Consider the following 25,629-nt stretch of genomic DNA (forward strand, 5'->3'; position numbering starts at 1 on the left):
AGGTTTCAGGTGATCTCAGAAAACGTTGCATCGTTTTTGCTTCGCATCCAGAAGCCCCTGGCCAATACCCCCTACAGTCGCACCCCGTGCGCTTTAGTTGGTAGATATGGGGTTCCGTCAGAATTCGGACATTTGAGCGTCCATCCCGCGTACAGCAATCCCTTTTGGTATGGTGAATGTGTCCAGGCACGTCGAGACGGTAAGACGAAGCATCCGGGAGGCGTGAGTGGAGATACCGCAGTGGCTGCCCGCAGAGAAACAGGCGGCTATCTGTTTCACTATCGACGACATTCACCCTGGCAAAAGCAGCGATGCTTACGAAGCCGGCGGCGACCTGGAGAAAGGTGCTCTAGGCCACGTCCAATGGCTTCTGGAGCGCCACCCTCAGCTCCGCGCCACACTCTTCGTTACTGCCGACTGGCGGGAGCTTGCTCCGCATGTCACACGCCCTCTGCTGGCCCAAATTCCTATTCTGCGAGACTCCATCTACCTCACTAAGGTCCGTCCCCTGGGCGAGATGCGTCTCAGCCGCCATCCCGAATTCGTTGCCTATCTCAAAAGCCTTCCACGTACGGATGTTTCCCTGCATGGTCTCCACCACATCCGTAAGGGCAAGCAGATTCCCATGGAATTCCTCGGCAAAGACCGCGCCGAATGCGATGCGATGCTCTCCGAAATGATCTCCATCTTCCGCGAAGCGAGTCTTCCCTTCTCGCCCGGAATGTGCCCACCCGCATGGGCCTACAACGACGACCTCGGCTCTGCCATGCTGGCCCAGGGCCTGCAATTTGTCGCCCCTACCCGCGATATCCGTACACCCATCGCATCCGGCGCGGTTACGGCCATGAGTGGCGTGCAGGGCGTCTCTCTGATCCATCCGGAATGGCTCTACCCTGAATCGCTCCAGGGCGGCCGGCTTTTACACTTCAGCAGCAATTTTCAGGCCACCTCACCCATCGAACGAGCCTTCGAGATCATCGAAAACAACGGACTGGTGGCCATCAAGGCTCATATCATCAAGAACACCTACGGCCACATCATGCTTGACGGTATGGACGATCTTTATCGCAACTATCTCGACCTCGTGTTTACAGAACTGGACCGGCGATACGGCAACCGCCTCTGGTGGACATCGATGGCGGAAATCACGGCCTGCGTCAACGAACGAAGAACTAGCGAGCTACCGGTATGCGCGTAGAAATCAATCCTCCAGACCTGGACTCAGAATATCTCCGCTGCCTGAACGCCTGCTTCCCCGGCTGGGGCGATAGGCAGATGGCTCAGTGGGCCTTTCGGCGTGGGCTGGCTCCTGATCCCATGCCGGATCTGATGGTGCTCCGCGAAGAGAACGAACTACTGGCGGGTTCAGCCGTTAGCTACCGCAGCGTCGTCTTGCCCAACGGCAGCAGGGTCCGGGCAGGCATCATGACGGGATCGTGGACGCTGCCCGCTGCCCGTGGTCGTGGATGCTTCGCACGCATCATCGAGGAGTCGGTGGCGATTACGCGGGAGCGCGGAGGAGCTTTGCTGTTGGCTTTCGTGACAGAGGACAATCCGAGCTGCAGGCAACTACTGAAGGCGGGAGCGGCGCCCGTTCCGACTTCCTATTTATTTACCGATCTCGAGGCTTCCCGGCCTGAAGAGAAAGCTGCTTCGGGGCTTGTCCTTTTCAAGGATGCGGAGCTTTCCGAAGCTGTCGCGTTTTGGGCGAAAGATCACGAGGGAAAATGCCGCTTCGACTACTCCAGCCTTGAAGACTGGAAAGGACAGTTCATCGATCGTCCCGGAAGCGTAGAAATCGTTCGCAACGCATCAGGAGCCTTCGCCGTCATCGATAGGAATCCAACGACCGATAGAATCCTGGCCTGGTGGGCACCCTCACAAACATCCGCGCTTCAGCTCTTGAACGAGCTTCGCGCCGCTGCCCTATCCAAGGGACGTAAACTCTTCACCTTTTCGACCGATGCGGCCATCGCAGCACAATGCGAGGCAATGGGTTTCAAAAGAAAACCTGGCTATCTCACGGTAATGGTCACCGATTGGGAGCGACTGGGACAGGCATTGCAGACGACAGTTTTGCAGGAGCCTGACCACCATGCGCTCCTCAACCCTGCGAGTCCCTGGTTTGCCGGAGAATGGGACATCCAATCCGGTGACCGCATGTAATCGACCTCTGACTTACGTATCAGACTGCCGGGGATACCGCCCCGATCAGGCGATGTTGACCTTTGGCATCGGAAGCAGATCTTCGATTCGTACCGGCAGATCGCGAACACGGATCCCAGTCGCGTGATAGACCGCACTGGTAATCGCCGCGGCAACACCGGCCAGTCCAATCTCACCCACTCCGCGGACGCCAAGAGCATTCAGATTGTAGTCCGGATAGTCCAGGAAAGTGACCTCGATCTGCGGTGTATCTGCATTGACCGCCATCACATAATCGGCAAGATTGTTGTTGATGGGAGCACCGGAACGGCTGTCGTACATCGTCTCCTCGAACAGAGCCATACCGATACCCATCACCACTGCGCCTTCAATCTGGTTCCGCGCCGGTCGAGGATTCATGATGCGTCCAGCATCAATGACAGTGACGACCCGGTTGATACGAAGACGTGCGATCTCTGGTTGCCAACCAATCTCTACAAACTGTGCTCCGTAGGAATGAAAGGAGTACTTGGGCTTCGAGTCTTCGAGTGTTCCCTCCGATTTGCCCTGGCCAGAAACGGAGTTGACCTTGGCTATTTGAAGGACCTCTGCCATTGGAACCGCGCCCTGAGCCTGTCCTTTCTGGCGCACCATGCCGTCGGCAAGCTCTAGATCTTCGGGCTTCTTCCCTTTGAAGGAAGACCCGTCCGACTTAACGGCCACGAGCAATAATGCCTGACTTGCCTTCTGTGCAGCTTCAAGGACAGCGGGTGTCACTGAAGCTGTCACCCAGGAGCCTCCGGAGATCGGGCCAGAAGGAAGCGCTGAATCTCCAAGCACGACGTCAATCTTGCTGACAGGGATGCCGGTCTCGTGACTCACAATCTGAGCCAGCACCGTATAAGTGCCGCCTCCAATATCCTGCGTGCCGCACGCAACACGTGCAGAGCCATCCTGTCGCAGCTCTACGCTCGCCTGGGTCTCCGAACGCGCTGCAAGCCAGGAACAGGCAGCAACTCCCCATCCGAGAGTGACCCCGTCCTTTTTCATAGAGCCGATCTGCGGTGTGCGATTGGACCAGCCAAACTTTTCAGCACCGACCGTCAGGCACTCCTTCATGTGCCGCGAGGAAAATGGAATGTTCAGACTCTCATCCATCTCCGGTTCGTTTTTAAGTCTGAACTGGACAGGATCCATCTTCAGGCTGACGGCTAACTCGTCCATCGCGGACTCCAATGCAAACAGTCCAGGGACTGCACCAGGTCCGCGCATCGCCGTGGGATTGCCAACGTTTCGACGCGCCAATCCGCCCGTTACGAGCAAATTCTGAGTGCTATAGATGAACGGTGTAATCTCACCGCACCCTTCATCGTAGTCATCCAGCATCGAGGTATGGTTGACGTAATCCTGTTGCACCGCCGTCAGCTTTCCATCGGGTTCTGCCGCTAACTGAATGCGCTGCTCGATAGCGGGCCGATGGCCGACGTTCTGAAACATCATCTGCCTGCTCACAACGAGCTTGACGGGACGGTTCAAGTTGCGTGCACACGCGGCTGCCAAAGCGCTCTGAGGCCAGGGCCAGAGTTTGCCTCCGAACCCGGAACCAAGAAACCGCGTGATGACCTGTACTTGCTCCGGAGGAACACCCAGCATCTGCGCAAGCACGTCACGATGGTTGACGACAGCCTGCGAGGTCTCATAAAGAGTGAACTTCTGGCCGTCGTAGACAGCAACAGACGCATGGAGCTCGATTGGATTGTGCGTCTCGACGGGGGTCGTATAAACCTCGTCTACTTTGACCTTCGCACTCTTCAACGCCGTAGCGGTGTCCCCGCGTTTGCTCTTCTCCTCTGGCTTGTCAGTCGTGAGCGGTGAACCTAATAGCTTGCTGTTTGCATCGGGTTTATCCCGGTTGTAGGTGACCTTTACGCTCTCGGCGGCAGCTCGCGCCTGCTCGACGGTGTTTGCCACGACGACCGCTACATATTGGCCGTAGTAACGAATCTCGTCATCTTCGAACGGAGGACGTTTTTCGTCGAGGATCAAAGACATGCCTGCCGCTGGAGGCACGCGATATAGCTTGCCGATGTTGGCACGATGGTAGACGGCGACTACTCCCGTCATCTTCTCCGCCTGGGCGCTATCAAGGTTTGCGATAGAACCCTTTGCAATGGTGGCACAGACCGGCCAGGCATAAAGAAGGCCCGGAAAGTGGTGGTCGGAGGCATACATCGCCGCGCCGCTCACCTTCAACGGACCGTCTACGCGGCGAGTTGCAACCCCGATAATCTTCGACTCGCTGATTTGATCCATCGTTCCGCCTCCTATGCGATCTGGCTGACCTGCCCCATGGTGTGCACCAGGCAGCGTTTGGCAAGCTCCACTTTGAATCCGTTCTGACTCTGTGGCCTGGCACCATGCAGCGCCGCTTCGGCTGCCGCGCGGAAGTTCGCCTCGGTCGCGGCTTTGCCCATAAGCACCTTTTCCGCTTCCAGGGCACGCCAGGGCCTGGTGCCTACGCCACCCATTGCCACGCGAACATAGGTAATGCGATCTCCATCCTTTTTCATCACGATCGCTGCTGAAGCAAGCGCGAACTCATAGGACGCACGGTCACGCAACTTCAGATAACCGCTCTTTGCGCCAACGACTGGCTTGGACAACGTGATGTGGGTAATCAGATCCCCCGGCTGCAAAACCGTCTCACGCTCCGGGGTCGATCCGGGAAGAAGATAGAACTCCGAGACAGGCACAGCGCGTTGGCCGTTTTTGCCTTCGATGTGCACGACCGCTTCGAGGGCCATCAGAGCAACATTCTGGTCGGAAGGATTTGTAGCAATGCAGTGCTCACTGGTGCCAAGGATTGCCAACATACGGTTGTAGCCGCCGATCGCAGAACAACCCGAACCAGGCTGACGTTTGTTGCAGGCCGATGCAGTGTCCCGGTAATACACACAACGCGTCTTTTGCAGGAGATTGCCTGCAGTCGTCGCCATGTTTCGCAACTGTGGCGATGCTCCTGCGAGAAGAGCCTGGGACAGGACGGCATACTGTTCCTTCACCGTCGCGTCCTGCGCCACATCGGCATTCCGCGCAAGAGCGCCAATCTTCAGGCCGCCCTCCGAAGTTCGTTCTATCTTGTCGAGCGGAAGACCGTTGATGTCTACAAGCTGACGTGGGCGCTCTACATTCAACTTCATGTAGTCCACGAGATTCGTTCCACCCGCAATAAAGCGAACGTCCGCTCCGTTCTGTGCGGTCGCCGACTGCGCCTGTGCCTTGACGGCGTCGGGAATCGTCTTGGCGGTGACAAGCTGAAAGAGTTCCATAGCCGATAACCCTCCTCTAGGACATGCGCCGAACTGCCTGCACGGCAGCAACGATGTTGGGGTAAGCGCCACAACGGCATATGTTGCCGCTCATCGCCTCTCGCACGTCTGCGTCTGTCTTCCCCCAGGGCTCTTTGACCATGGCGACAGCGGACATGATCTGTCCTGACGTGCAGTAACCGCATTGAAAACCGTCGTGCTCCACAAAAGCGTCCTGCATCGGGTGCAGATTTTCCGGTCCGCCGATACCTTCAATCGTTGTGATCTCGGCGTTCTGTTGCATCACGGCGAGCGCCAGGCAGCTATTGATTCTGCGCTCGTTCACATGGACGGTACATGCACCGCACTGGCCATGGTCGCAGCCTTTCTTGGTCCCGGTCAGATGCAGGGTCTCGCGCAGCGTGTCCAGCAGCGTCGCTCGCGGATCGACCTGCACAGCATGAGACTGTCCATTCACCCGAAGCGTAATGGGGACTGTGCCGGGAATCTTTGTCGATGCGGCTTCAGTTGGAGCAGCCTCCGCTGACGCGGAAGAGGATGCAAGAGGCGCTATTGCGGTAGCTGCCGTTGCCGCTCCAACGTGAGACAGAAATGACCGGCGTGTCAGTCGGCCCAAAGACGTTTTCGGCTCGTTCTCGTGCTCGTCGATTGCCATGGTTCGCCCTCCGAAAGCATCCGGATCGATGCAAAACAGTATTTCACAATGGCTCAAGAGGTGAAACAGACCCTGCCTCCTCTGCCACGCATCATGATGTCGCATCCGACCCCGGCGGCTGCTAGTTTAGTGATGGATGCTGTCGAGTCGCGAGACTCAATGGAGGGAAAGATTGCGGAGAGCACTGTTACTCGCGGGCGTATTGGTGTGGAGTGGTGGACTGCTTGTGGCTCAGGAACAAACGGCCGCGGATCAGGCCCGATGGAAGGCCGAGGCGGCACGGGTAACGATTGTGCGCGACGACTGGGGTATTGCGCATGTGCATGGAAAGACCGATGCAGATGCGGTCTTCGGGATGATCTATGCGCAGTGCGAGGACGACTTTAACCGTGTCGAGACGAATTACCTCACTTCGCTTGGGCGCACGGCCGAAGCACAGGGCGAAGACGCAATCTGGCAGGACCTGCGGCAGCGGCTGTTTTTGGATCCTGAAGAGTTGAGACACCACTATGCCACGAGCCCGGAATGGCTTAAACGGCTGATGGATGCATTGGCCGATGGGATCAACTTCTATCTTTCACAACATCCGGACAGGAAGCCGAAGGTGTTGACACGGTTTGAGCCTTGGATGGCGCTGTCGTTTACGGAAGGCAGCATCGGCGGAAATATCGAACAAGTCGATTTGAAGGCGCTGAAGGGGTTCTACGAACCGTCCAGCGTGCATACCCCAGACGTTAGTGCGGTCCAGATAAAGCCGCTTGCGGCTGAACCGGACTGGTTCATACCGGAACCGAGCGGGTCGAATGGGTTCGCCATTGCTCCCGGTAACACGGTAGATCACCATGCGCTCTTGCTGATCAATCCACATACCTCCTTCTTTTTTCGCAGCGAGCTACAGATGGCGAGCGATGAGGGACTGGATGCGTATGGGGCGGTGACGTGGGGCCAGTTCTTTGTCTACCAGGGATTCAACGACCGCGCCGGATGGATGCATACCTCCAGCAACGTGGACGCAGTAGATGAGTATCTGGAGAAGGTGGTCAGGAATGGCGACACGCTGAACTATCTGTATGACGGCACCCTCCGGCCGTTTACCAAGAAGCAGATCACGCTTCAGTACAAGACACCTCACGGCCTTGCCTCGCGGACATTTACGGCGCTGTACACCCTGCATGGGCCAGTGATCCGGAAGGACGCCGATAAGTTCGTAACGATCCAGCTCATGAATATTCCTGTGGCCGCGCTGGAGCAGAGTTATTTGCGCACGAAGGCGCGAAACTATGCCGAATACAAAAAGACCATAGAACTCCAGGCGAACGCCTCGAATAACACAGTATTTGCTGACGCCGATGGCGATATCGCATACTGGCACGGCAACTTCATCCCCCTGCGCGATACACGGTTCGATTACACCAGGCCGGTGGATGGAAGCGATCCGGCGACGAACTGGAAGGGGTTGATGACGGTAGACCAGGCGCCGCATCTGCTGAATCCGAAGAGCGGATATCTTTTCAACGTGAACGATTCGCCCTGGAACGGCGCGGGCGCGAGTTCGCTGCGCAAGGCGGATTACCCGGCGTACGTGGAGCAAGGAATCGAGTCCGCCCGTGGCCTGCATGCGACACGGGTGCTGGCTCCGGACGGGACTCCGCGGCGGGATCTCTCGATGGATGGGTTGATGCGTGCGGCGTACGACCCATATCTGCCATGGTTTGCCCGGACCGTGCCCGCGCTGGTCGCGGCGTACGACTCGCTACCGGCTGATGCTCCACTGAAGACGCGTCTGGCTGGTCAGATCGCACTCTTGCGTGGCTGGGACGATCGCTGGAGCGCGGAGTCGATGGCGACCTCGATCGCTGTGTACTGGGGTACGGAGATGATGAAGACCGTGGGCCGTCCGGCGCACGAGGCGTTAGTGCCCAGCGAGGATTGGGTGGCGACAAGAGTCCCGGCTGAAGTTCTGCTTACGGCTTTGGCGCAAGCTTCGGACAACCTGGCGGCGGACTTCGGAACGTGGCATACACCCTGGGGGCAGATCAACCGCTTTCAGCGTCTTACCGGAGACATCGTGCAGCCCTTCAGCGATGCCGGGCCGAGCATCCCGGTGCCGTTTGCATCATCGCTCTGGGGATCGCTGGCGTCGTTTGGCGCGCGGCAGTATCCGGGAACGAAGCGGTGGTATGGCACAAGCGGTAATAGCTTTGTCGCAGTTGTAGAGTTCGGAGACAAGGTACGGGCAAAGGCCGTAACCGCCGGCGGCGAGAGCGGCGATCCGAAGTCGAAGCACTTCGATGACGAGGCTGAACGATATGCCGCAGGCAATCTGCGCGAAATTTACTTCTACCCCGAGCAATTAAAAGGACATACAGAGCGGACCTATCATCCGAATGAGTAAAAGAGCGCCGTCGGGGAGCACATAGAAGAGTTCCTCTTAGGCTGCATCGGCTCACAAAGAGTAAATCTTCGTCGCTGACGAGATCTCATGCTTTATCCTCGCAATCAAGATGAGATCTCTTATTCTTGCCGCGACGCCGATTCTCTTTCCGTTCCTTGTCACTGCACAACAGCCGGCCCAGCAACCCGCGCCCACCGCGACCGTTCTGCACGCGGCCCGCATCCTCGACGTCGCCGCCGGCAAGGTCGACTCCCCAGGCGAGGTTCTCATCGTCGGCAACCACATCCGCGAAGCCGGCGAGCACGTCTCGCATCCCAATGGCGCTACGGTCATCGATCTCGGCAACGCCACGCTGATGCCCGGCCTCATCGACGCGCACGTCCATCTCTTCCTGCACCCCGGCGCCGAAGACCTCCAGACCGTCGAGGAGTCCGTCCCGCAACGCACGCTTGAAGCCGCAGCAGCAGCCAAAGCCGACGTCCTGGCCGGCTTCACTTCCGAGCGCGACATGGGTACCGAAGGAGCCAAGTGCGCCGACGTCGCCGTGCGCAACGCGATCAACGACGGCCTCATCCCCGGCCCGCGTATGAGAGTCTCCTGCAACGCCATCGACATCCTCGGCGGCCACGAAGACGCCATCGGTTACAACCCCGCCCAGCATGTCCTCTCCAACGCCGACATAGCTAACACCGCAGACGAAATCCTCGCCACGATGCGCGAACAGCGCAAGGAAGGCGCAGACTTCACCAAAATCTACGAGACCGGCCGAGACCATCTTGTAGAAGGCACCTTCACCACGCCCTATCAATACAACGAAGCCCAACTCGCCGCCGCCGTCACCGAAGCCGACCGTACCGGCTCCGTCGTCGGCGTCCACTGCACCGGGGAACCAGGTGCAACCTATGCCGCCGAGGCCGGCGTCGCCAGCATCGACCACGCCTACTTTCTTCTGCCCTCCACCATGAAGCTCATGCGCGACAAGCAGATCTACGCCGTGCCCACCTTCGCTGTGATGGAGGCCTTCGCCCAGCACCCACGCCATCCCGGTGACGGCGAGAAGGACCAACAGGTGCTCGACTTCCACGCCGAGCAGTTCAAGAAACAGATGGCCGCCGGCGTTCCCTTCGCCATCGGCAGCGACGTTGGCCCCTTCCCTCATGGCACGCAGGCCCGCGAGTACGTACTGATGGTGAAATATGGCATGAGCCCCGCGGAGACCCTGCGCTCCGGCCTCATCAACGGTGCGAAGCTGCTGCGCTGGTCCGACGCCATCGGCCAGCTCAAGCCCGGCTTCTACGCCGACATCATTGCAGTTGCGGGTAACCCACTCAACGACATTACCGTCCTCACCCACCCAACCTTCGTCATGAAGAACGGCGAGATTCTCCGCAAAGATTGAGGCCGCCGCATCAGCTCTTAGAGGGCTGTTTTGGAGTGAGGTGCTCGAAGCGCTGGAAGAGAGGTGCTCCCCAGGTACCGATGGCGAGCAGAGCTCCGAAGAGGACGACGGCGTCGATACTCTCGCGTCCCTCGCGGGACCAGTAGGCGAGGGCGTCGAGGTTGAGCCAGAGCGCGAACTCGTCGAGCGTAAGAGCGGCGCCGATGCCGTAGCTTAGGGCGAGCAGGCGGCTGACCAGAATAGAGATAGGGGTGTCACCGGTGCCGGCTTCGGCGAGGGTGAAGTAGCCGGAGATGAGGAGCAGGAGGATTCCCCAGACAAGGTGGTGGATGTGGTGACCGCCCATCTCGACGTAGCCGAAGGGTCCGATGTGGTGGGTGATAGAGGCGACCAGCAGGCGGACGGCGAGGAACGTGATGAAGAAGCTGATGGAGGCGAGGAAGAGACGGCGATGCGGCCGGTCGGGGATCTTCTGGTGGATGAAGTAACCGAGCCGTGTGAGATGGAGCACGAGCAGGATGGCGACTGAGGCGGCGACGACGAAGAGGAGCAGTATCCAGGAGCCAGCGATGTGCATAGGGTAGGGGTATCACGAACTGGCCACTTCGTCGAAGAGAGTCCTCGTTCCGACCAATGGAAGGACCACGGCGAAGCCGTCCCACACGTCACGAAGTGACCGCTGCCCACGCAGGGCGCCCGTCCGGCAGGACAAAAGCTTCTAGCGATCCAGCCTAACGAAGACCGACGAGCCCCTGAACGGACTGCGTAAGTTTCAGGGGATCGTAGCCAAGTCCGTCTTTAAAGACCGTGTCAACTTTTTCGATGTCATTGATATCGACAGCAGGGTTGCCGGAGAGGACGACGAGGTCGGCAGCTTTGCCCTGCGCGATCGTGCCGATCGTAGCGTCTTCGCCGAGGAAGGCAGCGCCGTTCTGGGTGGCGATGTGGATGGCTTCGAGCGGCGAGAAGCCAGCTTCGACAAGGAGCTCGAGCTCGCGCTGGTCGCCGTAGCCGGGGAGAACGCCGCCGAAGGAGGTGGGATCGCAACCGGCCATGAGCAGACCTCCGGCTTTGACGAAGTCACGCTCGAACTGCATCTCTTTCTGGAGAGCCGCAGCGGCGAGAGGACTGTTGCGCTCGGCGATGGCGCTACGTGTGGCAAGGTAGGTGGTCCAACCCTGCGGCGTAAGCGCGCTCTGAGCGCGGGCTTCCTGACGCAGAGACGGGCGATTCGGAACAGAGATCTCGAAGACGGCAAGAGTCGAGGTGACTGCGACATGGCGAGCGACGAGGTCGTGGATCATCGCCTGAACGGGCGCGCCTTCAATGTCGACATTTTTGGCAAAGTCTTCAGACGCGCCGGTGGGCGGACAGATGCCCGGCTGTTTGCCAGGGAAAAATTCGGTGTCGACGATAATGCCGTGCTCGAGATTGTCTATGCCAAGCGCGGCGGCTTCGCGGAAGCCGACGGAGCAAAGATGGCCGGTGAGTTTGAGGCCGCGCGCGTGGGCGTGCTCGATGGAGACCTTGAGCTCGTCGGGGGTGATGTCCATGTAGGCCTTGAAAGAGGTGACGCCTTCGTCGGCCCAGTAGTCGACGGTACGGCCGGCATCTTCAGGGCCGGTGAGGGTGTGGAGCTGCGGGATGCGGCTGAGCAACCCGCCGAGATAGGGGCTGGTGATGCGGAGTTTGGGCCCAGGGGTGAGGCCGGAGTCGATCTTCTTTTTGAGGGAGAGATCGGTGTAGGGCTCGATGCTGCCGGCGGTGCGGGCGGTGGTAATGCCGCTGGCAAGGTAGAGCCGTGGAGCGCTGTCGGCCATCTCGCCAAGGAGGAAGACACCGGTGTGGCTTCCTTCGGGCGAGGTGTAGAAGAGGTGTTCATGCATGCCGACGAGGCCGGGGATGACGGTCTTGCCGGTGAGATCGAGAACCTTCGCGTTGGGCGGGTAAGAGGCTTTGAGCACGGCGCTCTGGACGCGGAGGATCTTGCCATCGGCGATGTCGATGCGCTGATCTTCTGCTGGCGCCGCGCCAGTGCCGTCGATGACGCGGACGTGCTCGAGGACGAGGAGGGGAGCGTCTTCTTTAAGGAAGGGCTTGAGGGCCGCTGGGGTTAGGCGTTCCGTCTGGGTTTGGGCTTGCGTGGAAGTGGGTGCGAAGCTGACGGAAACAGCAAGTGTCACAAAAGCGGCGAGGAGCGGACGGCGCATGGTATAGCCTCTGGAGCGGCGAAGGTCTGGAGTAGGTAGATCGATCTATGGCTGCGGGACTCTGTAGCGACTCAGCGTAGAAAACCGGGCGCAACAGACTCTGCAGAAGAATAACCGGATGGGAAACAGACGTCGAGTGAAGAGCGATGCGGTCCAGGAACCCCTCCACAGTAAAGGGGAAACAGCTCTAAACGGCGCGAAGCGTGTCTGTCATACGTCCCCCAATACCGAAACAAAGAAAGCAAGGACACCAGTCAAGCACTGGTGTCCTTGCTTTTTGCACCAGGGCGTGTTCACGCCATCTGAGCGCTTCGACGATAAGAGCGAAGGGAGGAAGCCGAGGAAGAGAACGTCGAGCTTCTCGAAGCGGAAGAAGATTCTACGGAAGCCCTTGAGCCTCTAAGGCGCGACAAGTTTGAACAACTGAGCTCCCGTTCCATTGCAGGTGTAGATCTGCAGTTGCACGCCATTGGCGGTCGAGGCGGCTGGAGTATCCAGGCAAAGACCGCTGCCCTCGCCAACAAACTCATAGTATCCATTGCCCATCGAGACAGCCTCCCACACCTCGTTCGGGTTTCCGGCATAGGTCCACAACTGCATCAGGCTGCCACTGGTGGTGCCACTATTGACCACATTCCAGGTTTCGCTCGGTGCATTGACGTTCTCGACGTAATAATCGCCATTACCAGCCGGCTCGAACTCCCACTGCTGATTGGGTTGGGTACTGAAAGTGCCACTGCCGCAGGCCCACTGCTGCACCGTTGTTCCATTCGCGGTGCCGGAGTTCGTAGCGTCCACGCAGGAGCCGCTGTTCTGATTGATGATGTTGTACGGGGTACCGGTAGTGATCGTGCTGCCGCCGCCGCTGCTTCCCGCGGCGACATTGACCCAGAAGTTATTGACCTGTATTCCTGGACCGCCAACCCATATCTCTGTGCCAAATTCGATGGTGGTCAGATACCACGAGGACTGGATCTGTCCCAGAGCCAACGCTTCCTCAAAGAATGGGACCAGATTGAGGCTGTAGGTAGTGCCGTTGGTTGGCCCGTCGCCATCATTGTTCACAAAGCTGATGACCTGGGCTCCCACAGGTCCAGAGCAATTGCAGTTGCCTGTGTTAAGGCCCGTATACACAGACCAGGTATGCCCGCCGGTGGTGATCGTCGCCACAGGGGAGCAGCAGCCGATGGGCCCCGCGCCGCCATTGTGCTGTACCCAGATCATCAGTTCAGTCCCGGTCGTGTTCTGGTTGGAAGGCGCAGTCGTTCCGGTGTTGAACCAGATGTCGTAGGCCACGTCATTGTTGTCTCCCGAAGGTTCCACTACCGTCTCGCCGCTGGTGATGGACCAATTGGAGAGCGCCGAAACCTGGATCGGCAGTTGCGTGTTCTGCGAACAGGCGCCGTGAAAACATCCATAAAGGAAATCCGGGTAATCAGCGGGAGTGCCCGTGGTGTCGTTGAACGCGCTGCCGGAATAGACCATGCTCGGGCCGCTCGGAGGCGTAGCCGTCGAGTTCGTAATCGTTTCGCACTGATTCGTGCTGGAGAAAGCTGCATTCCACTGGTCGCCCCCGAAGATGTACTGGTTGACGTTGCCGAGCGGTCCCGAGCTATTGTTGCCGCATATCTGCTGCGCAGAGGCGCTCCTTGCTGTCCCCATGAAAAAAACGGCGAAGGCAAAGACTGTTACCAGTATTCCTAATACAGATTGCTTCTTCATGATGTTTCCTCTCCTCACGCTGTTGGAGCGAGAAGATAAGAAGTGGGCCACCCACCGGAGTCACTTCTTATTTACGCTCGGAATAAAGTGGGTGCCGAAGGGTTTCCACTTCGGCACCCTGAGTTACTCGGAGCCGATGAGTTCTACTCTGTAAACAGAATAGAAGGCGCAGATCCACCGGTCGCGGTACATGTGCCGAGTTTCAGATTATTGGTTTCGCCAGTCGTACCGTCCTCCGCAGAGGGCGATACGCATGTCGGCGCAGCTGTCGACCCATCGGTCACCGCTACTTTCACCGTAAGTGCCGCACCGGAGTTGAATTGCGCTTCCGATCCACCGGCGTTGCCTAACACATTGAACTCCGCCTGGGTCCAACCGCTCGCAATATCCGTAAGGCTATCGCTGACAGTTGCTGTAAACGCCTCGGTCCCAAAAGTGACCGTGGCTTTATCCGTCCCATTTTTCGTAGCTGAACCCGAGAGCGTCAGCTCTGCGAGATCGGTAATAGGTAATTGCCCACTAGCAATAACTACAGCCGGGGTATTTTGGACGCAGTCTTCGCCCGGCCCTGTTGCATCGGCACCACCATCGATGAATCCGCTAGGGCAAACATTGGAGCCACTCCTGGAGCCATAATTGATAAGCCAGTATTCTATAAATACTTCTGTCTTACCGGTCAGACTATTGCTGGTAAGTGACACGGGAGTGTTCGTCGACATCACATACTGCTGCCAGGCGAAGCAACCTGAGAAGCCGGCACAAGCTGCAGAGCCAGGGTAGAAGTTCGTATTAACCTGCAGCGTATATTCATTCGATCCAAGAATGCCGCCACCGCCAAATGCAGCAACACCGACACTCTTTTCAGTTTTCACGTCCGTCACCGTTGGGAAGCTGCCGAGTGCTGAGCTGAACAGACTCCCTGATGGTGCTTGAACGACATAATCAGAACCATTGCCAACTGTTTGTTCTCTCTTTGTGGGCTTTGGTAGCGCAGAGCGATAGCCTGGCGCTTCGGCGCATTCGATCGCCTGCCATTGAGTGCTCGGATACGAGGCATGAAAACAACCATTTCCGGGTGCATTGAGGTGGTGCATGGTCCCGCTCCAGGACTCATGCGCCTGAGCTTCTACCTGGTCAGCGGTCTGAGCGGCAAGCACGGATGGAAGCCCGGTGACGCTCACAAGACTTGCGACGACTGCGATCTGAATTATGGAACGTACTTCAAATTTCATGCTATCTCCTTAGCCCGTCTATGAGGTTTTTGACACATCATTACGTTCGAGAATCGGAATAAGCAGACCTGCTTGCCCTTTAGAGGCACGCAGTCTACTTATGCCATCATTTTGGATTGCTATCGATCTCCGGTAACTGTGTGCATAGTTATCATTCGCAAAAAGTAATTACAAGAGAAATCATTTGTACTTTCTTGAACGCTTGCTCCTTGATTAAATAGCACGGATATTTAGGGTCGGATTGTAACTGGTTGGCCGAAAAGCCTAGGGCAATCCTGCATAAGCTATCTCGCTAACGCCCGCAACCTACCTCCGGATTGTGCGTTGCGTAAAGTACATCCTTCTGTTGCCTAAGCGCAAAAAAAGATACCCCACAGCCTGATTAAGAATGTGGTCACGGAGGGCGACTAATATTTAGTCTCTTATGAGGTTCTACGTGGGTGGTTGTTCCAGGGGGAGTCATCCACGTTGTACAGGCAAGGAATAGTACAGACAAGAAATAGTTTCGTTAAGGGCACAGCTTTAGCTACGCCGTAACAAACAGAGTAGAACCCAGCCCTTTCAAGGGCTTTGAAGTGGACGAATGCCGTCTGAGCTTTTTTTCGTTGTCATCCTGAGCCGTACCGGTCCGAGAACAGTGCGGTACAGGATGGGGCGTGCAACACGAATTGCGGGCTCTGATGCTATTTCCAGTTTGCCCATGATTCGGGAGGGCCTTTAGCGACAGTCGCCGTAGAAGGTCATTGAGCGGTCGCGGTAATTCAAGAGCATCTTCAGTTTCATCGCTGCAAAGAGTGCGTTACCTACGTTCGCAACGCGTGTTCCCTTGGACCCCTTCTCATTGCGGACAGTGACCACCTGGCCCGGAGGCAGGATAAAGGGCCCAAATCCAACGGAAGCATTGAACGTGTAGGACTTCACCTTACCGTCGCCTCGCGCCCCTCCGAAAGTGATCGCACTCTTTTCCGATAACGAGGTCCGCACTCCTCTCATATCTAATGCGCTCTGGTATAGCGAAATGCCACCATTGGAGCCAGTATCGAGAGTAATGCGCCCCTTGGCCGCTCCGAAATGAAAGTTCGTTATGACTGGAATGTTCTCGACGGTCTTAAGTGGCGTGGTCCAGTGTGTCCGACACGTGCTTACCATCGGCATCGCATCGGATGCTTGGTTCAGGATGCCTAATGTCTGCTGCGGGTAGTCGATCAGCACGATCTTATCGACCAGGAAGCTATATCCCAAGACGCCATCGAGTTTGCGGCCATAATGGGCAGAGAGTCCGGTCATGTCCGACGCCAAAGCGTCGAATGGAGTAAAGGTATGACCGGCAATCACGAGGTTGTCGATGCTGCTGGGGAACACCGTGGCTCCCTTTCCATCGCCAAAGCCACTCGCATCGCCACCGTCCTGCCTCTCAATTTTTAGACCAAGCGCCTCGGCACGAGCCAAGTCAATCACCGACGGATCGACACCGGTATCCAAGATCACATAAAGCGGTGTGCCTTTGACTGTGACATCAAGGCCGATGGAGGATCGTGAGAAATCGAAGGGGATTGTGAGCGGCTCCCGGGAGGTGATAGCAGGGGAAACGGCTACGCCTATAAAAGCCAGACCACAAAGAATTACTGATCCTATCCCCATAAGTCTCCCACGTTTGCGATGGGACGATCATAACGGTTTCGCTTCTTTTTGCGCAGAGAAAACGCTAGCCATAACGCTGATACTGGGCGAACTCGGAGCATCGGCGAAACTGGCCTTCCGTCTTTGAAAGATGGAAGGCCAGATAGTTGATACCCTCAGTGAATTGTGGGTGCAATGTTGATGGAATCGAGATCAGGCGCGAAGTTGCTTGGGTTGCCGAACTGGATCTGGTTGGTTCCCACGTTCAGTTGCACCGGAATCACCGTGCTGGTTGGCGTGCTGAAGGTGTAGCCGTTCAGGTCGAGTTCCTGAGCAGGATTGTCGTTGACGGTGATGAAGAATGACCGAGGGCCGCTGGTGCGGTAGTCGATCTCCATCTGATAGGTGCCTGCCACCGGCACCGTCACATTGGTGAAAGTCACGGTGTTCTGGGCTCCGTCGCCGATATTGCCTGCCGTGGAAACTCCGGAGCAATTGCCGCAATAGGACTGGGTGGCGCTACCGCTCAACGTCGCGAGTTCGCCTTCATAGGTGGTGGAAGCCGGAAAAGGCTCATGGCCATCTCCGCTGATAATGATGCGGTCAAGGTCAGGGGGATAGCTTGCCGGATTTCCAAATTCGATGCTATTCATCCCGGCTTTCAGGCGGACGGGAATGGTGGTGGGGAAAGGAAGGTTTGAGCTTCCGCCGCTGAGGTTAAGGGTGATCGCCGGATCGTCGTTGACGTTGATGATGAAGGAGCGGGTGCCGTTGGTCATCGAGTCAACCTCCATCCGGTACACTCCTGCCACCTTTACTTTTACGTTGAAGATGGCGTAATTCGCGGCTCCGATACCGAGATCGGTCAGCTTGTAGCCGCTGGCGCAGGTGGAGCATTGGTTAAGCTGGGTCCCGCCATAAATCGTAGCTGTCTCAGCTCCCAAGATTTGCGATGGAGACGCGGCAGGATGTCCGGTTGCAGCCATCACCTTCAGCAGGCGCGCTCCGTGTCCGGGCAGCACATCGGAGAAGGATTGATAGGTAGGTCCAATATCCTGGTGGTCCCAGAGATCGCGTACATCAAATGCTCCGGAAAAGCCGAGATCTTTCCAGTCAACAGTGACCTGCGAGGGGAAGGCGTTGAGGTTGAAGAGCGCGACGTAATACGATCCGTTGCCGAGATCGGAGACCCATACCGGCGTAAAACCACCGGTAACCTGGACCGCGGGATGACCGGACTGATTGACAGCGAGCACCTCGTCATTGGTGAGGAGCTTTTTTCCGTAGTCTGTCAGCTTGGTCAGATCGCCACCGAGAAAGAAGGGTGTGTTGGCCATCGCCCAGAAGGTCATGGCTGTCTTCTGCTCGGTGTTGGTGAGTCCATCGGTTGCGCCGTTGCCGACCTCAAGGGCATCCAGGTCGTTCCAGCCCAGCGAGCGACCCGCGGTGCGCTCCCATCCGATGAGGTCATAGAAACGAAGCTGAACGCGCTGCCACTCGGTGAGGAAGGGGCAGTCCCCTTCGCACTCGATATCGTTTTCGATGCGACGGGCGTTGGCGTTCTGCTGCCAGTCGGCGATGTAGTCCTCATCGAGAGCCCAGGAGATCGTGAACCAGATCGGGCGACCGCTCTGGGCGATAGCCACATTCATCGCGTGCACATCGGGAATATTGTTGATGCTGAGGGTGTCGTTGTCGGACCCGGGGGTAACACCGTCCATCTTGATGAAGTCGACACCCCAGGAGGCAAACTGGTCGGCGATGGAGTTGATGTACTCCTGAGCGCCCGGCTTGGTGAAGTCAATCTTATCGGTATCGCAGAAGGCGTTGCCGCAAGTGATGGGCATCGCGACGATGTCTTTTGCCTGGTAGGCTGTGCCGAAGATGGGTGTGTTGTTATTGACGTCATCGCTGGCGATGCCGGGGTTGATGTAGATGCCGACCTTCTGACCGTTGTCGTGGATGTGACGGATCAGACCCAGGAAGTCAGGAAAGGCGGTTGAGTTCCAGTGAGGCCTGCCATATTGATCGTCCGTGCCGTTGCCGGAGGACCAGCCGGCATCAAGGTTGATGTAGACAAAACCACGGTCGGTAAGGCCGCTTTTCTTCATCGCATCCGACTGCGCGGTGATGTTCTGCTCATTCATCACCGTGCTGGAGGCTACAATCGTCTGCTCGCTGAAGGTGCTCCAGCCGAGGTATGGTTTTGCGCCTACGCCATTCATCTGGGCGGCGGCAGTAATGGACAGAGGGATCAGAGCGGCGAAAATTAGTGTGAAAAAAATCCGCAGTGCCGATTTTTCATGGCATCTGCGGAATTTGCGGCGGAGTATCGTCAGCATAAAGTTCACCTCGTAAGGATGTCTGCTTTTCCCTTCATCTGCGCGCATTTCCATGAGAAATGCGCGTGTAACCGTATTCATTCGGAGAACTAATTCTCTCAGAAAGAATCTTGATGTTTTCAGAAGTGAAAAAGCATTTTTTAATGCGAAACCACTCTACCCCGCCGCAAACGAGGATGGCAATCATTGTTTGCAGATTTTTTTACGAAACACGACGTGTCCGACAGGTTGAAAACCCGCGCTGCGCGAGTGCAAGAGGCGGCGCGCTCAGAGGCAAAACCAGAGCGGTCCACATTGAGATGCAGTCTGCAAAAACCAGCAGAGCCACAACCGCACGGACTTGCAGCAATGGCTCTTGGACGAAGAGATCCAAGCGTTCCAGAGAGCAATGGCACTTTGGCTTGCTCATGCTGAGGCAGTACTCAATAGAAAGGCAACTGAAGATTGCGGGTCGCTAGGCGAATCTAGTTTGCAAGCCGTATAGCTAGCCGCACCGAGACCGATCAAGGCTACGAGTCATTGATGTTCTCCCGCAAGAGGCTTGAAGCTGGCTCCGCATCCCGTCGGATTGAATGTACCCTTGACGCTCTCAGCATTTATCAGAAAGGAGTCGTAAATCGCGGTCCGACCGCCATCCGCTAATGAGTTATCGGTTATATCGATGCAACGCGCGTGGTTAAGGTAAAACACGGGCGAATCAAGGGGTAAACTCGGTGGGTAATTCTGATTGTGGACGACAGTATTATGGCGAAAGATAAGTCCCTCCACGGAAGTCGCATAGAGCAGAGAATCTTGGAATTCTTCAAATTGATTGTTTTCAATGCGGATGTTGCGGACGCTGAAGTAGGTTGAATCTTCTTTCGCTTTAAATGGGAGATCGATCACGATTGGGGCGGGACCGAAGGGCCCCATATTTGTATCTAGAAATCGATTATGACGAATAGTCACATTATGGGCAGGGGCGTTCTCGAACCACGAACTTGCGTCCGCGCTGAACAGGATGGCGGGACCCGACAGGTAATCGAAGAAATTGTTTTCGATCACGGTACTCACGGCTTCGCTGCCAAACAGTGTGCCCCGCGCGCGATTATGGCGAATGTGGTTGTTTCGGTAGAGCATCCTGGGCCGCCAGTTCAGGTTTTCTACACCGTCTCCCGGTTCGAGAGACGAAGGCAGGTCAGAGTCTAAGCGTAGCTCTAGGTGCTTATCATCCACGCGACTCACACGCACTACCTTTGCCGTTGCATACGGCTCAAGCGTTTGCCGGTGCACGAAGCGCACAGTTTCTCCAATAGCAGCAAATGGCAATCCAAATGTCTGTGGATGGCCAAACTCCAGAGAAACGGTATTGGGTGTTGAATGCCCGGTGACCCGCAGGTAAGAGCCATGCACATTGATGCCGTCGTCCAGCATATTCTCGAAAAGACCGTTTTCGACGGTGAGTTGTCCGCGACAATTTGAGAAGTGAACAGCATCTGCGATGGTCGTGACATAACGGCCGCTATTCGGTTTGAGAGCCACACTGAAACCATCGAGATGAATCTCTGCACTCTTTTGTGCGATCAGCCCCATCCCTTGGGCACTGTGCACGGTTACAGCAGATACGGAAACATGTGCGCTCTGATCTATGAGTATCGCCGGGTTGGGACGATTCCCGTTCCACAAAACGAGCACCTCGCCCGTTCGTGGTTGCGACTCCAGACCCATCACGCGGATCACGCCTGGCTTGAGCAATGTCGCGCTGGACTGGAAGAACGACCAGTTATCTCCAGTCCTGGCGGCCAGACCTTTCTCCAGGGAGTCGAATACGAGACTGAACTTCGCCGGCTCCTCATATTTTTCGGCGTGTATATAGATGTGGTTGCTCTTCACTGCATAGCTTTCTTTGTCGTCAATTTTCAGATCGACATACGCATCACTTCCGCCTATCACCTTCGCTTGTATAAGGCGTTGTGTTTGGTAATCGATAGAGAAGTGACGTAGGTCCACAAATTTTGAGTACGCAATGGCAATGGGCAAGACTGAGTCGTGAAACACAAACTCCGACCCACCACCGTCCACCGTCAGCCGGTCAGCATGTTCAATAGGCATGACCACCGATCGCTCCTCCACATCGTCATGATTGGAGATGAACAGGCGGCGCTTAACAGCCTCTTCTGGCCAGAAATCATATCGACCTCGTGGAAATGTAACCAATGAGCGATGATTCTTTATTGCGAAAGCAATCGCACGTGCAACTTCCGAGGTACTATTCTTCCCGGTATCGGGTTCCGCTCCAAAGGTCGATACGTCCACCGCCTGCGCATATACGATCGCGACCGAAGGAAGGGCGAGAAATGTCAGGAGAAAAAAAGTGAGTAATCGCATCAGCATCGCCTTTAGGATGTCCACAAACTAACTGGCTTGACTCGCACATCCGCCGCCTGCTTCGCCACAAGTCCAGGAACAGGGCTCAGTGAGAGATCAACATATTCAGGAGCCTCGAGAAAGCGGCAGCGCCTCGTCTTGGATGCCATATCAAAACCCTCTGCTGGAAGTAAAACCCTTTGTGCAAGCTGGAATGTCGAGCGATCGTCAGCCTTCAGCCAGTCTGCGCAATTTTTTGCAAATGATAACAAAAATTCATACAAGAAACTTGTCTGGAAATATCCTGACAATCTCTCAAGAGACCGCTTACATTTTACGCGCTGGTAATTTCATATGTGGACTATCGCTTTCATGTTTGACATAAAAACAACGAGTTGCGTCCCTCAAATGTTCCAGTTGTGCCCACAATTTGCTTACTAGGGAGCCACATGCGATATCTCTCGACACTCTGCCACAATTCGAACCTGCGGCTGTGGCTTTCAATGATTTGAAGGGTGATGAAATTCCGTCGCTGCTGAAACGAAACAATCCATCATCAGGTCAACTCTCTGATTCGCGTAGATTACAGGTCTAAATTCACTTGCGATTCGGGTGTCGAGCAGCAGATCAAAGCATTGCCTTCTGCAGGCTGGTCCAGCGGCTCGGGAGCGTAGCGTAGCCTGCCATCCAGGATTCCGCACTCGCACATATGGCAAACTCCGGTGCGGCATGACCATTTCACCGTTACGTCACAGGCCTCGGCCAATTCCAGCAGGCTCCGGAAGCGGTTGTCCCACGGCACCGCCAGACCACTGCGAGTAAACGACACAAGAGGTCCGTTCCCCTGAGAGCCGACTGGAGGATGCGGGCTCTTTGTTGTCCCTTTCGCTGCATCCGGTCCAATGGAGTTCGCCGGACCGAACACTTCCAGATGCACGGAGTCTGGTGGAACTCCCAAAGAGACCAGGTCACGATGCATATCCGCGAGAAACTCCGTAGGGCCACACAAATAGAAATCAGCCTCGACGGGAAGGCCGAGTTCTTTTATGCTTGCCAGATCTAAGTGCCCGCAGATGTCGAAATCTATGCCGAGCCGGTCGGCAGGCTCTGGTTTGCTATACGCGACTGCTGAATGATTTCCCGGAATCTCGTCGAGAAGTTTTCGCGCTTCCTTGGCGAAGGCATGCTCTCTCGCATTGCGTGCGGCATGGATCCACCACACTTCCCGATGCCGTTCGGCTCTGGCCGATGCAAGGGCATACAGCATGGAAAGCAGTGGAGTGACGCCAATGCCAGCACTCAACAGCACGACCGGACGCGCACCGGCTTGCAATACGAAATCGCCGCGTGGGGCAGCTACCTCGAACGTATCGCCGACCCGCGTTGCATCCACAAGATAGCGACTCCCTGGACCTATCCCACGCTTGACACTGATGCGATAGACGCCGGAACCCGAAGGGCCTGAGAGGGAGTAACTGCGGACGATGGGCTGTGACCCTTTGTCGCGGACCAGCCGTAGCACCAGATATTGACCCGGAAGGGCGTCTGGGAGCGGTGCCCCATCCACAGCCTCCAGTTCAATTGACATTACTTCATTCGTTTCCTGATGGACCGATGCCACCCTCAGCCGCCGAAAGCCGTTCCATGCAGAAGGACGTGAAATGGACGGCGTCAACCCCGCGTTGCCACTTTGGATTCCCTTTTTATCTGCGTTGAGTAATGCCTGCAGAGAGTATTTCCATCCCGGACTTAGTGCGGAAATTTGTGTTGCAATCGCGATGCGGCCGGGGTCATGGTCAGGGAGGTACAGCAGAGAATCGATTTCAGCGACTGAGATTCTTCCTGACCCATCAGCAATCTTTAGAATCTGGTCTTCGGCGCCCACTTCTCCCTCTTCGATTACGCGGCAATAGAACCCGGGCCTCCGATGTGAAACGAGGAGAGCTGCCATCTGAGGATTGTTCATCCGAATTCCGAGCCGATAGCAGGTAACGCGTGGTTGCGTGACCTCAAATACCGCACTGCCGATTCTGTACCGGTCTCCGATGCAGACCTCATCGTCCGGCAGACCATCGACAGTGAAATTCTCTCCGAACTGTCCGAACTCAAAATCATTACGCCCGAGTTCGCGCTCCCAATATCGATAAGACTGGATCTGATAGACCATCACGGCACGCTGTTCGCCACCATGACCTTGAAGATCTGCCTGGCCATCGCCATCAAGATTCAGTCGCCGAGCAAGAACGCGATGCGGTACGGAACGCTTCAAGATCGCGGTACGAACAAGCTTGCCCTGCCATTCAATTTCGCGTGGAAGACCGACATTGACGGACAGGAGTTTAGGCATGGGATTCTCGACTGGGCGTTTCAAATGGAACCGTTCACAATCCTCTTTATACCCTGCAGTGAGAGTCTTCGCGGTGCGTGGATACGCTCGTACCCCACCATTGAAAGAAGGAATGGCTGCGACCAGCCTTCTTTCAAGGGTGGGGTATTTCCGAGAAAGGAACGACGTTAGAGACAAGGGGATAGTACACCCGATCCTAGTGGGTGTCTGCGTTCATAGCGTCGTTAAACTCTTTAAAGAAAGCTTCATATTCTTCTATGCCTTTTTGCTGCACCAAGCGGATGGGCTTGGCCCGCTCGACCACGATTTCGGCGGAGTTGGGTTGAGTTTTGAAGATTTGCATGGTCTCGTTGAGATAGTCGGTGAGGGGCATCGCGCGAGGGTCTGAAACTTGTTTACTGCCCGTAAGCTCGGTCTGAACGTAGGGAGGGATGATTTCGAGAACCTGTATGTTAGTGGACTTGAGTTGGTACCGCAGAGATTCAGTGTAGGAGTGGATGGCAGCCTTGGTGGCGTTGTAGGTCGGCGCCATCGCCAAAGGCAGGAAGGCGAGGATGGAGGTGACGGTGACGATAGCGGCGGAGCGCTGCTTTTCAAGATGAGGAAGGAGCGCCGCAGTGAGGCGGATAGGGCCAAGAAAGTTGGTGGTGATCATCGCCTCGGAGTCTGCGAGATCTTCCGGTTGAGCCAGGAGGTTTTCGAAACGCATGATTCCGGCGCTGTGGATGACGGTGTTGAGGGTTGGAAAATCGGTGATCAGCTTGGCAGCAAAGGTGCGAATGCTAACGGCATTCTCGATGTCGAGGACGGCGGAGGACATACCAGGGTTCGCGGCTACGGTGTCGTCAAGGAGCTGTTTGCGACGGCCAGCGATGATGACTTGGTTGCCGAGTTTATGGAAGGCTTCCGCAAGGCCGCGGCCGATACCAGAGCCGCCGCCAGTAATAAGGATCGTGTTACCAGTGGTATTCATATAGATGAATTCTCCTTCTTAGGTCAGGCTTTAATCTCGTTGCGATAAACGCTCTCGTTATAGTGAGAGGGTTTCATGTGCTGCCTCCAGGATCACGTTGATGACGGCCTGGGGATCCGAGATCATCGGAGAGTGATCCGCAGGGGCCGAATGAATCTTTGCGTGCATACGATTCGCCATGAAACGCTGGGTCTTCGGACTGATCATGCGATCCTCTTCGGCGACCAAAAACCATGACGGCTTGGTTTTCCATGCCGGTGTTGGGGCCAGTTCCTGAATGCACTTAACCCCAAGCGGACGTTGCAGAGCCGCCGCAATTTTTGATTCACCGGCAGAAGCCTTGTGAGTAATCGCTCGGGGAAACGCATCGTCAGGCAGCCATACAAAGCCATGGGAATCCGGAGCCATCTTCGGTGCTTCCGGAGAATTCGGGTTGAGATAGAACACCTTGGCTACGGTCTCGCCCTCATCCGGCGCGAGCGCCGTAATATAGACCAAAGACTTAACCCGGTCTTGCTGCACCGCAGCGATCACAGCGCCGGAATAGGCATGTCCGACCAGAACCACCGGGCCGCTGGTCCGTTCCAGAACCTGACTCAGCGCGATCGTGTCATTCGTCAGGGATGTGAGCGGGAGTGGCGCGCAGATGACATGAAGACCGTGGCGTTCCAAAGGCAGAATAACGTTGCGCCAACACGAACCGTCCGCCCATGCCGCATGCACCAAAACGATGGTTGAGTTCGGAGGAAACTGACTCGTCCCGGAGCTATGCGAACTCGCGGCTTGTGTCGTGCTTTGCGCCTGCGCGAATTCGCCGAGAGACCCGTTGAGAAGAACACCCAGAGATGTACCCGTGAGTGCACCTAAAAATTTACGACGTTCCATGATTTTCTCCTCGTTCCCAATAAAGTGCC

17 protein-coding genes and 1 pseudogene are annotated in these 25,629 nt (G+C 56.4%); 4 read left to right on the forward strand and 14 right to left on the reverse strand.

The annotated features are described in order from the left end of the window. Positions 1-226: 226 nt before the first annotated feature. Together HDF15_RS01160 and HDF15_RS01165 are read left to right on the forward strand one after the other, a co-directional pair. Positions 227-1,198 carry a hypothetical protein gene (locus tag HDF15_RS01160; RefSeq protein ID WP_184252443.1) on the forward strand — a complete coding sequence of 324 codons (972 nt, stop codon included), beginning with the start codon at positions 227-229 and terminating at the stop codon, positions 1,196-1,198. After that, entirely contained in the window at positions 1,189-2,166 is a 978-nt protein-coding gene (locus tag HDF15_RS01165; protein WP_184252444.1) for a GNAT family N-acetyltransferase, read from the forward strand. Before HDF15_RS01160 ends, HDF15_RS01165 begins: the two co-directional genes overlap by 10 nt. Positions 2,167-2,211: 45 nt before the next feature. Here HDF15_RS01165 and HDF15_RS01170 read toward each other — a convergent pair whose 3' ends face one another. From HDF15_RS01170 to HDF15_RS01180, 3 genes are read right to left on the reverse strand one after another with little or no spacing between them, the layout of a single operon-like run. Next, positions 2,212-4,458, reverse strand: coding sequence for a xanthine dehydrogenase family protein molybdopterin-binding subunit (locus tag HDF15_RS01170; RefSeq protein WP_184252445.1), 2,247 nt, complete (start codon positions 4,456-4,458; stop codon positions 2,212-2,214). A gap of 11 nt (positions 4,459-4,469) precedes the next feature. Beyond that, complete coding sequence (locus HDF15_RS01175) at positions 4,470-5,474, reverse strand: xanthine dehydrogenase family protein subunit M (RefSeq protein ID WP_184252446.1); 1,005 nt, start codon at positions 5,472-5,474, stop codon at positions 4,470-4,472. A gap of 16 nt (positions 5,475-5,490) precedes the next feature. After that, on the reverse strand, positions 5,491-6,129 hold the full coding sequence (locus HDF15_RS01180) for a (2Fe-2S)-binding protein (protein WP_184252447.1): 639 nt from the start codon (positions 6,127-6,129) through the stop codon (positions 5,491-5,493). Between the two features lie 172 nt (positions 6,130-6,301). Here HDF15_RS01180 and HDF15_RS01185 point away from each other — a divergent pair, with 172 nt between their 5' ends. Beyond that, the gene (locus HDF15_RS01185) at positions 6,302-8,524 is read left to right on the forward strand and encodes a penicillin acylase family protein (protein WP_221314222.1); all 2,223 of its coding nucleotides are present in this window, start codon (positions 6,302-6,304) and stop codon (positions 8,522-8,524) included. A gap of 109 nt (positions 8,525-8,633) precedes the next feature. Further along, a complete protein-coding gene (locus HDF15_RS01190; protein ID WP_184252449.1) occupies positions 8,634-9,923 on the forward strand; it encodes an amidohydrolase family protein in 1,290 nt (429 codons plus the stop codon). A 10-nt stretch (positions 9,924-9,933) separates the two neighbouring features. On the opposite strand, the gene HDF15_RS01195 is transcribed toward HDF15_RS01190, so the two are convergent. The 11 genes and pseudogenes from HDF15_RS01195 to HDF15_RS01245 all read right to left on the reverse strand — a co-directional run bounded on the left by HDF15_RS01195 (position 9,934) and on the right by HDF15_RS01245 (position 25,600). Then, positions 9,934-10,500 carry a hypothetical protein gene (locus HDF15_RS01195; protein ID WP_184252450.1) on the reverse strand — a complete coding sequence of 189 codons (567 nt, stop codon included), beginning with the start codon at positions 10,498-10,500 and terminating at the stop codon, positions 9,934-9,936. A 154-nt stretch (positions 10,501-10,654) separates the two neighbouring features. Then, entirely contained in the window at positions 10,655-12,133 is a 1,479-nt protein-coding gene (locus HDF15_RS01200; RefSeq protein ID WP_184252451.1) for an amidohydrolase family protein, read from the reverse strand. A gap of 301 nt (positions 12,134-12,434) precedes the next feature. After that, positions 12,435-12,532 (reverse strand): annotated as a pseudogene (locus tag HDF15_RS01205) (IS5/IS1182 family transposase); the annotation flags it as partial. Continuing rightward, the gene (locus HDF15_RS01210) at positions 12,533-13,855 is read right to left on the reverse strand and encodes an RICIN domain-containing protein (protein WP_184252452.1); all 1,323 of its coding nucleotides are present in this window, start codon (positions 13,853-13,855) and stop codon (positions 12,533-12,535) included. It abuts the pseudogene before it with no gap. Between the two features lie 143 nt (positions 13,856-13,998). Beyond that, a complete protein-coding gene (locus tag HDF15_RS01215; protein WP_184252453.1) occupies positions 13,999-15,087 on the reverse strand; it encodes a hypothetical protein in 1,089 nt (362 codons plus the stop codon). 717 nt (positions 15,088-15,804) lie between these two features. Next, complete coding sequence (locus tag HDF15_RS01220; protein ID WP_184252454.1) at positions 15,805-16,728, reverse strand: retropepsin-like aspartic protease; 924 nt, start codon at positions 16,726-16,728, stop codon at positions 15,805-15,807. A 155-nt stretch (positions 16,729-16,883) separates the two neighbouring features. Next, positions 16,884-19,049, reverse strand: coding sequence for a TIM-barrel domain-containing protein (locus tag HDF15_RS01225; RefSeq protein ID WP_184252455.1), 2,166 nt, complete (start codon positions 19,047-19,049; stop codon positions 16,884-16,886). A gap of 516 nt (positions 19,050-19,565) precedes the next feature. Then, positions 19,566-21,416: a right-handed parallel beta-helix repeat-containing protein gene (locus tag HDF15_RS01230; RefSeq protein WP_184252456.1), complete on the reverse strand. Its 1,851-nt coding sequence runs from the start codon at positions 21,414-21,416 to the stop codon at positions 19,566-19,568. A gap of 562 nt (positions 21,417-21,978) precedes the next feature. Continuing rightward, positions 21,979-23,742: an MOSC and FAD-binding oxidoreductase domain-containing protein gene (locus tag HDF15_RS01235; protein WP_184252457.1), complete on the reverse strand. Its 1,764-nt coding sequence runs from the start codon at positions 23,740-23,742 to the stop codon at positions 21,979-21,981. Between the two features lie 196 nt (positions 23,743-23,938). Further along, on the reverse strand, positions 23,939-24,715 hold the full coding sequence (locus HDF15_RS01240) for an SDR family oxidoreductase (protein WP_184252458.1): 777 nt from the start codon (positions 24,713-24,715) through the stop codon (positions 23,939-23,941). A 57-nt stretch (positions 24,716-24,772) separates the two neighbouring features. Further along, on the reverse strand, positions 24,773-25,600 hold the full coding sequence (locus HDF15_RS01245) for an alpha/beta hydrolase (protein WP_184252459.1): 828 nt from the start codon (positions 25,598-25,600) through the stop codon (positions 24,773-24,775). Between the last annotated feature and the right edge of the window lie 29 nt (positions 25,601-25,629).

This window comes from Granulicella mallensis (assembly GCF_014203225.1).
GTDB lineage: Bacteria > Acidobacteriota > Terriglobia > Terriglobales > Acidobacteriaceae > Granulicella > Granulicella mallensis_A.